Source organism: Kocuria dechangensis (genome assembly GCF_014636775.1).
GTDB lineage: Bacteria > Actinomycetota > Actinomycetes > Actinomycetales > Micrococcaceae > Kocuria > Kocuria dechangensis.
The window spans coordinates 1-5,390 of record NZ_BMEQ01000057.1; the positions used below are offsets into that span (position 1 = coordinate 1).

A 5,390-nucleotide genomic window follows, 5' to 3' on the forward strand; every position below is an offset into this window, starting at 1 on the left:
ACACCGGGGCCTGCTCCATGAACGTGAGGTACTGCGCGTCGGTGCAGAAGCCCATGACGCGTTCGACCACTGCCCGGTTGTACCAGGAGCGGTCGAACATCACGATCTCCCCGGCCGTGGGCAGGTGGGCGATGTAGCGCTGGAAGTACCACTGGCCGGCCTCCCGGTCCGAGGGCCGGGTCAGGGCCACCACCCGGGCTGCCCGGGGGTTGAGGTGCTCGGTGAAGCGGTGGATGGTCCCGCCCTTGCCGGCGGCGTCGCGGCCCTCGAAGACGATCACGTGGCGCAGGTCGTGGTCCTGGCCCCAGTACTGAAACTTCAGCAGCTCGATCTGCAGCTGGTACTTTTCCAGCTCGTAGGCCTCCCGACCCAGGAGCTCGTCGTAGGGGTAGTCCTCCCGCCAGGTCTCCACGGCGGACCCGCCCGGGTCGATGAGGTCGGGATCGTGGGAGTGCCCGTCGCGGACCGTGTAGCCCTGCTCGGTGAGGTGGTCGATGAACTCCCGCAGGTTCTCCCGCACCGCCCACTGGTCCTCGGGCACCCACAGCCTCCTGGCCTCCGGCATCGGTGATCCTCCTGCTGGGTTTGTCCAGGGTTCTCTGATGCGTCAGTGTAGGCGGCCACAGTGGATAGCCGATGAACACGCCCACACGGGGCCGTGCCCACGGCCGGATTCGTGTCGGTGATCAGGACAGGTCGGTGCGCAGCCGGGCCAGCAGCTCGGTCACGACCTCGTGGCCGTCCTCGATCCCGGTGCGCACCGCGACCAGCTCCGCCCCGTGCAACACCCCCACCGCATAGCGGTCCTGCCCGGTGCCCTTGAAGGCTTCCGCGGTGCGGCCCAGCCACCCGGCGACGACCCCGGCGTCCATGATCTCGCCCAGAACCTGCTGATACTGCTTGGCGTCGGCGGCGGCGTGCCGGACGGCCTTGCCGGGGGTGAACCCGGAGTCTTTCAGGACGGTGTTGACGTAGCGGACCCGCTTGACGTCCTTGCGCACCTGATGGAGGTGCTCCAGCCGGTGGGCCGGATCGGCCTCGGCACCGGAGTCCTCGGCCTCGACCCCGCGGTCCCCGACCCGCTGGACCTTGCGCAGGGCCCGGCGCAGCATCTTGGTGGAGGCCTTGCGCGACGTAAGCTTCTCGCACTGCGGGGCCAGGGGCGGGTCGGCGGCGAACGCCTGGACGTCGGCCAGCAGCTGTAGGTGCGCCTTGTCCTGCAGGTGACGGCGCACGGTGGCCGCCGCTGCTGCGGCCTGCTCCTCGGCGGTGCGCTGCAGCACCTGGATGGCGCCCGGGTCCAGCCGACCGTCCAGGGCCTGAACCCTCTGCGGCAGCAGTTCGGCGGTGACTTCCGCGTCCCGGGCCGGTGACAGCGACCGGGCCAGCTCCCGCAGCCGCCCGTCCAGCTGCGCGGCGGCCTCGCCGTCGAAGAGCGGAGCGGCGGCCTTCAGCATGCTGCGCAACGACCGGGAGGTCACCCGCATCTGGTGCACCGCATCGGGCACATCCAGGCGCACCTTGAGGTCCCACAGCATCAGCTGCTCGGCCAGCTGCCCCAGCACCGTGACCAGCACATCGGCCCCGGTGGCCTTTTTCCGGCCCTTCTTCCCTCCCTTCGTCCCGGCCTTCGTGCCGGTGGTTTTCGCCGTCTCCGGATCTGCAGGGACGGGCACCTCGTCGTCCCCGGCGATGCTGTCCTCAGCGCCGATGGCGCGGGCGATCTTCGCGCTCGAGGCCGAGGGCGTGCCCCCGGCGGCGAACAGGGCTTGTTCGAGGGCGGTGAAGATCCGCTCCTGCTGCTGCCCGGCCACGGTGCCGTCGGTGAGCTCCACCTCCCACTCCGACCACACCCGCCGGCTGCCGTGGCGTTCGTCCACGGCCGCCACGTCGTCGATGGCGATCTCCGCGACCGGGGCCCCCGAGTCCTCGGCGACGGTGAGCACCCGCCGGGTGGTGGCCAGGGTCGCGATCGGCTCCAGCGGCTGGCCACCGGTGAGTCCTTCCACCAGGTGCCGCACCGCCGCCGGCATCCGCTCCGGCGACTTCTCCAGCAGGGGGATGTGGGCCTCGTAGCGCCCGTCCGCCTCGCGCAGCTTCACGTGCCACCCGTCATCGGCTCCACCTCGGCGCCGGCGCAGCGCAACGTGGTGACGGTCCAGGGTCATCTCGGCGGTGTCGTAGTAGACGGCCTCCATCCGGTGCTCGACCGCCGCGTCCATCACCGTGTATCCCTGCAGCACGCTCCAGTCGACGCGGTCCTGGGACCCCTCGGGGAGCTCGTACTTGCGCTCGATCTCACGCTGGGCGGTCACGGCCATGGCGTCCTCCTGGAAGCTGGAATGCGGCGGCGACACCCGCCGGAGTCGGGACGATGATACGCCCCCAAAGTGACGTACCTCATAGGCTGGGCGGCGGGGTGACCAGACCCTGGGCGGGCCATCGGAGCACGTCACAGCTGGGACACGATCCCCGGTGGCACCGGGGCCATGGAGTGGAGACCTGGCTACGCTTCGGATGCATGCCATTTCACAGACGAGGGGCAGGGTCATGGCCGCAACGTCGATGCTGGGCGGGGTCGGGGCAGCAGCGGTGGCCATCGCAGTGGCCTGGTGGGGGATCCAGTGGGTGCGCCGGTGGCGGACGGCGGTGCGGCTGCGCCGGATCCAGGCCTACCACGCGAGCCTGGGGGCGGAGGTGCGGATGAGCTACGAGCGGATCTACACCCGGTGCGCGGCCCGGCCCACCTGGAGCTCCCAGAAGCTGGCGGACCTGGAGTGGGCCTTCGCCCAGGTCGACCACGTCCTGGAGAAACGGCGCTTGGACGACCTGGCCGAGGTGGGGCGGACCGTGCCACCGGTGGGACCGACGCGGGCTCCGGCCCTCGTCGGGACCCTAGGAGCGGTGACTCTGGTGGTGGTCGCCCTCGCCGGTTCCTGAGCTCACCACGCCTGTTGTCCCTGCCCAGGGTGAGTGAGGGTGCATCCAGCCGGGGAGCTACCCCCGCAGATGTGCCGGTGGGCGGGCGCGGATCTGCTCGTACAGGGCCTGGACCCGGTTCTCGAGCTCTTCGACGACAGCGTGCACCATGTCGGGGTCTGCCTCGAGCACGCCCTCGACGTCCCAGTCCTGGTGGGTGGCTCCGGCCGGCACCGGGATGCCGTGGAGGGTGCCGAAGGTGATGACCCAGTCCGCCCCGGCCACCACGTCCTCGGTGACCGGTTTGGGGTACAGGTCCTCGGTGCCGATGCCGCGCTCGGCCAGGGCGGCCACGACCAGTGGTTCCAGTGCGGCCCCGGGCAGCAGGCCCGCCGAGCGGACCGTGATCGTCTCCCCGGCGTGATCGGCCAGCAGGGCCGCGGCGATCTGGGCGCGGCCGGTGTCGTGCTCCCCGAGGAACAGCACCTGCGGCACCGCGTACTGCTGTGGGCCGGCGCCTGCGTTCCGGGTGTGGGCCAGGGCTGCCAGCCGGTCGGCGGCGAAGTGCCCGGCCAGTCCCGCCAGGTGCGTGCGCACCCGTGCGGTGCGGGACAGGGCGGCGTAGGACTCGAAGACCATCCGTTCCACCAGATCCGGAGAGAACACCCCGGCGTAACGGTCGGCCAGGTGCTCGGCGGTGCGCGTCAGCACACGGGTGTCCAGGGGCTGCGCCGACTCCGTCGACCCGGTCGGGTTTTTGGGATCGGTGGGTTCGTTCATGGCAGCTGCGCGGCAGGGCCGGTCGCGGTGCCGGCGGTGATCTCCAGCCACAGGGCCTGGACCCGGCTCTGGAGATCGGCCACGAACCCCGGGCCCGGGTCGGTACCCGGCGCCCCGTCCACCGGCCAGTGCTGACAGCGGGTGCCGCTTTCCAGCGGCCCCACGTCGGGGGCGCCGAAGACGATGACCCAGTCGGCGGCGGCCAGGAGGGAGTCGGTGAGCGGCTTCGGGGCCACCGCGGCCGGATCCACCCCGAGCCCGGCCAGCACCTGCACCGCGGCCGGGTCCAAGGTGGTGCCCGGGGTGGTCCCGGCCGAGCGGGTCACCACCGCGATCCCTGCGTAGGTGGCCAGCAGGGCCGCGGCCACCGCGGCGGGGCCGGTGTCGTGGTCTTCCACGAACAGCACCTGGCACACCCGCTCCCGCCTGCTGCCCTTGTCCTGGGCCAGGGCCCGCAACCGGTCGGCGGCATCATGGAGAGCCATGGGCATGAGATAGGACTGGAGTCTCGCCCTGCGGGCCAGGTCGGTGTGACAGTCGATGAGGCACCGCTGCACCAGTTCGGGGAAGAACACCCCGGCATAGCGCTCCGTGAGGTGCTCGGCGGCCCGGTGCAACACCCGCGGGTCCCGCAAATCGATTTGCTGCTCCGTCATGACATCCCCCTGTGGTGGCCGCCCACCGGCCGTTCACCCTGCCCCCACGTCAACCCCACCATGCGGAGCTGATCGTGGGACATGGTCGTGGTGTGCCAGCACCTCGCGGCGATCCGCCACAATCCGGTTGCCCGGGACGGCCTGACCAGGTCCATGATGGGCACCGGTGTCGTAGCCCCGATGACTCCTGTCCTGGCGCTGGCCTCGTGCCGGCACGGACACAGTCTGCGACCCTCCGGTGACCTCCAGGTGACCAGCGGATGGACGCAAGGTGTCCTGGATCACAGCGCCTCTCCTTACGGCGGTGCCAGGAGGGGGGCCAGCACTGGGCCAACACCACCTCGCCCGAGGCTCCTTCCCGCACCACGACCGGCACCGGCGCCACGGAGCGGGGCCGGGATTGATGGGCGGTGCTACGACCTGGGCAGAGGGGCCGGCGCTGGAGCCGCTTCGTGATCATGAATCACGCCTCATCCTGGCGCGCTGGACCCCGCAGACCGGTGACGCGGTGTGCCGCAGCACCAGGGAGTGTGGGATCACCGCTGAGCCCACGCACGACACCTTCCCCGCCCTGAGATGCGCAGGATCGGTGGTGACCCCCCGGGCCTCCAGTGCCAGATGCCCCGTTACCTTCTTCGTGGCCCGTTCATCCTCCAGGATGGAGGGGTGCTGACCGGCCGGTTGCCGGCATGATCGTTGCCCCCAGTCGCCCATGATCGAAGGCGGTGTTGTCACCGGCAACCGGTCCGGTGGTCACGGATCGCTAATAGAGGCGGGATCTTCTTCGAGGACCTTCGTAACGTGGATGCCGAGCGTGACCACCACCCGGCCGGCCAGCACGCGCAGATGCCGGTGCAGGAGAAGGGACTCGGTCATGTCAGAGCAACCACTACCGGCGGTGTTCGTCGGCCTGGACGTCGGCAAGTCCGACCACCACGCCGTGGCCGTGACGGCCGCCGGGAAAACCATCTACGACAAGGCGCTGCCCAACGACGAGGCACGGTTGCGCTCGATCCTTCAGGAGCTGGCCGCAGC

Annotated in this window: 7 protein-coding genes; 2 read left to right on the forward strand and 5 right to left on the reverse strand. The window is 70.7% G+C overall.

Going from position 1 to position 5,390, the window contains the following annotated elements:
- On the reverse strand, window positions 1-565 hold a 565-nt coding region (locus IEW07_RS20450; protein ID WP_503826682.1), incomplete at its 3' end, for a polyphosphate kinase 2 family protein.
- Between the two features lie 121 nt (window positions 566-686).
- Window positions 687-2,321 (reverse strand): CYTH and CHAD domain-containing protein, encoded by a 1,635-nt coding sequence (locus IEW07_RS20455; RefSeq protein ID WP_188540604.1) that lies wholly within the window; start codon window positions 2,319-2,321, stop codon window positions 687-689.
- A 229-nt stretch (window positions 2,322-2,550) separates the two neighbouring features.
- Between IEW07_RS20455 and IEW07_RS20460 the strand changes: the two genes are divergently transcribed.
- Complete coding sequence (locus IEW07_RS20460; RefSeq protein ID WP_188540606.1) at window positions 2,551-2,940, forward strand: hypothetical protein; 390 nt, start codon at window positions 2,551-2,553, stop codon at window positions 2,938-2,940.
- Between the two features lie 57 nt (window positions 2,941-2,997).
- On the opposite strand, the gene IEW07_RS20465 is transcribed toward IEW07_RS20460, so the two are convergent.
- The 3 genes from IEW07_RS20465 to IEW07_RS21580 all read right to left on the reverse strand — a co-directional run bounded on the left by IEW07_RS20465 (window position 2,998) and on the right by IEW07_RS21580 (window position 5,231).
- Window positions 2,998-3,630 (reverse strand): arsenate-mycothiol transferase ArsC, encoded by a 633-nt coding sequence (locus tag IEW07_RS20465; protein ID WP_229742025.1) that lies wholly within the window; start codon window positions 3,628-3,630, stop codon window positions 2,998-3,000.
- A 65-nt stretch (window positions 3,631-3,695) separates the two neighbouring features.
- The gene (locus IEW07_RS20470) at window positions 3,696-4,355 is read right to left on the reverse strand and encodes a low molecular weight phosphatase family protein (RefSeq protein WP_188540610.1); all 660 of its coding nucleotides are present in this window, start codon (window positions 4,353-4,355) and stop codon (window positions 3,696-3,698) included.
- A 753-nt stretch (window positions 4,356-5,108) separates the two neighbouring features.
- Window positions 5,109-5,231 carry a hypothetical protein gene (locus IEW07_RS21580; RefSeq protein WP_268235560.1) on the reverse strand — a complete coding sequence of 41 codons (123 nt, stop codon included), beginning with the start codon at window positions 5,229-5,231 and terminating at the stop codon, window positions 5,109-5,111.
- On the opposite strand from IEW07_RS21580, the gene IEW07_RS20475 reads away from it, so the two are divergent.
- Window positions 5,230-5,390, forward strand: a 161-nt coding sequence (locus IEW07_RS20475; RefSeq protein ID WP_188540612.1) for an IS110 family transposase, incomplete at its 3' end; no start/stop codon positions are given. The two genes, IEW07_RS21580 and IEW07_RS20475, sit on opposite strands and share 2 nt — an antisense overlap.